This window comes from Marinobacter fuscus, from assembly GCF_003007675.1.
Lineage (GTDB): Bacteria > Pseudomonadota > Gammaproteobacteria > Pseudomonadales > Oleiphilaceae > Marinobacter > Marinobacter fuscus.
The window spans coordinates 1-2,941 of the sequence record NZ_PXNP01000014.1; the positions used below are offsets into that span (position 1 = coordinate 1).

Here is a 2,941-nt window from a genome sequence, read left to right on the forward strand (position 1 = left end):
AGGGCTTGGAGAAGGGCCTGCATGAAGGCATGGAAGGAATGTTGAGAAAGCAGGTTCAGCTTAAGTTTGGCCCGATCCCGCTTTGGGCAGACGAGCGCATATCTGCAGCTACTAACGAGCAGTTGGAGATCTGGGTCACCGCAATTCTGTCGGAAGACACGCTGGAAGCGTTGCTTGCTCTAAGGGGCTGAACGAAGCGCGGAATGCAGCACATTCGCTTTCGACGGGGTCTGACACTCGCTGTCAGACCCCATTTCTCCAAGGTTTAATTCCCTTGCGCCAATGCTCGCCACCACACAAGATTGATGCATAAGAAATGTGCGCATATAGTGGGGGTATCATTTCGCATGAGAGCTGAACCAATGTACGCTGCTGAAGTTACTAAATCCGTACGAAAGCCAACGAACTTATCCTTGGATAGCGCTCTTCTCAAAGAGGCGAAAGCCTTGGGGATCAATATCTCACGGTCCGCAGAGGTGGGTATCGCCGAGGCTGTGAAACTTCACAAGCAGGAGAAGTGGCTGAAGCAAAATGCCAAAGCCCTGGCAAGCTCGAACGCATTTGTTGAAGCTAACGGTTTGCCTCTCGCACAACATCGTCAGTTCTGATGGCCCGTTTCGATGTTTTTGAAAATAAGGGCGGGGCTGGCTATCTGCTGGACATTCAATCTGATCTGCTCAGTGGTCTGAATACTCGAGTTGTCGTGCCACTGCTGCCCAAATGTTCGGCTCCGTCTCCTGCGCAAAGGCTGAATCCGGTGTTTAACATTGAGGGTCAGGAAGTAGTAATGACCACTCAGTACATGGCTGCTGTGCCCGAAGGCGAATTGCGTTCTGGTGTTAGTAGTCTTGCTGAGCAGCAGGATGAGATTTTAGCGGCGATGGATATGTTGTTTTTGGGCTTTTGAGGCATGATCAATCATCATGGACAGGGCACAGCTTAGTCTGACCTGATTCTCGAAAGCCCGGTGGAGTCGTCCCCAGGCTTTTTGCATTTCTGCGGCGTCGATTTCGGGTTTATGGTAATTCCCCGCTGGGACCACCGTTCCGGATCCAGATTCAATCGTTCCAGAATCGGCAGCGCGTTTTCGTCAATGCAGCCCCGTTTCTCCCAAGTTTAACGTAGGTGCCTTGTGGGGCAGACCGCGAGGGTCAGACCCCTTTTGCCCGAAGGATTCGTCCCTAAATGTTTTGCCTTTCTACTGGGTCGCTAATTCCACAGTTACGTTAAACGCCCATCGTGTCGGGTGGAGTATGAAGCATGGTATCCTTGAATTCGATAGTCATTGACAGGAGGTGGCACCATGCAACTGGATGAACTTCTAACGAAAATTCGCCAACTTCCGGTAATGCGCCAGCGGGAGGTGATGGACTTTGTGTTGTTCTTGGGTGAGCAATGTAAACGGGATAATGTGGGTGTTCACTCGGACTGGTCAGATCGTGATTACCAAGCCATGAGTGTTGAGCAGGCTATGCGCGGTATGGAAGATGAGCCGGAACTGTACAACGAGGATGATCTGCAGGAGCCGTGGCAATGAAGCGTGCTGGTCAGATTGCTCTTATGCCGTTCCCCTACACAAATCTCGTGAACAACAAGAAACGGCCGGTGCTATTGCTTCGGAAACTTAGTCAGAATCCAGATGACTGGTTGGTCTGTATGGTGTCGTCGCAGTTGCGGCAATTGCAACCCGATCTTGATTGGGTGTTGACGCCAGAAGATGACGAATTTAGAGAATCTGGATTGAAGGTTTCAAGCGTTTTTAGGCTATGTCGAGTTGCCGTCCTGGATGGTTCGCTTTTGATTGGAAAGCTTGGCGCTATTCCAGATGTCCGCCTTCGAGAGCTGCAGCAGCGACTGGCCAGTTGGATAATCGATGGTTGAGCGCCGGGGTCTGAAAGTCGCTATCGGCGGGAGCCGACCTCCGCTATCGATGGGGCTTGGCATCCGCTATCGACGGGGTCTGACACTCGCTGTCAGACCCCAGTTCTCCAAGGTTTAACGTAGGTGCCTTGTGGGGTCAGACCGCGAGGGTCAGACCCCATTTCTCCGGCATGGTGATATCCTTGTCATTCTCAAGTGTTGATTTGCCCATATCATGCCTTGGTAATTTTATCTGTATATATATCCAGGTTTTTCTTGATTTCCACGAAGCCTTTCGTTGAGAATGGCCAATGATAAAGCGCGCAAGGAGAGCCAATATGCCAAAGGATTCGGCAAGCCCACCAACCAGCCATGACCAGAATTTCAAAAACTTGATCCTGGATTACCCGGTGCAAGCCATTCAGCTGTTCAGTCCGCAGGAATCGGAGGCCATCACCTCGGAAGCCCGTATTGTTCCACTGCGGCAGGAGCAGTTAAAAGAAAGGCTGGGTAACCGGTTTCGGGAGCTGGATGTGCCATTGCTGGTTGAGTGGCCAGATGGGCGAAGAGAGGCGCTGCTGTTTGTGCTGGAAGAGGAATCTGACCCAAGGCGGTTCTCTATCCATCGCCTGGCACACTATTGCTTGGATCTTGCGGAGCTGTGCAGCACAGACAGAGTGGTGCCGGTGGTGATTTTCCTGAAAACCAGTAGCAAGGAACCGCGCGAACTCGTTCTCGGCAGTGAGCGTTATCAATACCTGAGTTTTAACTACATACGCTGCGCGTTGCAGGAGCTCCGTGCAGAGGATTACTGGCATAGTAATAATCTCATCGCCAGGCTTTGCCTGAGCCTGATGAGCTGGCGGCAAGACCAGAAACTGGAGGTTTATGCCCGTGCCGTGCGCGGTTTGAGCACTCTGGAGCCGGATCCCGAGAAGCAGTTGAAGTATCTGGACTTCATCGACATCTACACAGCCTTGGATGATAATGAAATGGAATTGTATCAGCAGAAATACCCGAAGGAGAGCAGCACCATGGCAAACTTAAGTGACCGGTTACGAGCCGAGGGCATGGAAAAGGG

Annotated in this window: 5 protein-coding genes and 1 pseudogene; all 6 read left to right on the forward strand. The window is 51.7% G+C overall.

The features are described from left to right. A pseudogene (locus C7H09_RS04080) lies at window positions 1-191 on the forward strand (hypothetical protein); the annotation flags it as partial. 171 nt (window positions 192-362) lie between these two features. Further along, window positions 363-608, forward strand: a complete 246-nt coding sequence (locus tag C7H09_RS04085) for a type II toxin-antitoxin system CcdA family antitoxin (protein ID WP_106761366.1) — start codon at window positions 363-365, stop codon at window positions 606-608. Beyond that, window positions 608-907 carry a CcdB family protein gene (locus C7H09_RS04090; protein WP_106761362.1) on the forward strand — a complete coding sequence of 100 codons (300 nt, stop codon included), beginning with the start codon at window positions 608-610 and terminating at the stop codon, window positions 905-907. The genes C7H09_RS04085 and C7H09_RS04090 overlap by 1 nt, the downstream gene beginning before the upstream one ends. Before the next feature lie 396 nt (window positions 908-1,303). Continuing rightward, window positions 1,304-1,537 (forward strand): DUF2281 domain-containing protein, encoded by a 234-nt coding sequence (locus tag C7H09_RS04095; RefSeq protein WP_106761363.1) that lies wholly within the window; start codon window positions 1,304-1,306, stop codon window positions 1,535-1,537. Next, complete coding sequence (locus C7H09_RS04100) at window positions 1,534-1,881, forward strand: type II toxin-antitoxin system PemK/MazF family toxin (RefSeq protein ID WP_106761364.1); 348 nt, start codon at window positions 1,534-1,536, stop codon at window positions 1,879-1,881. Before C7H09_RS04095 ends, C7H09_RS04100 begins: the two co-directional genes overlap by 4 nt. A 317-nt stretch (window positions 1,882-2,198) precedes the next feature. Continuing rightward, window positions 2,199-2,941, forward strand: a 743-nt coding sequence (locus C7H09_RS04105) for an RpnC/YadD family protein (protein ID WP_106761365.1), incomplete at its 3' end; no start/stop codon positions are given.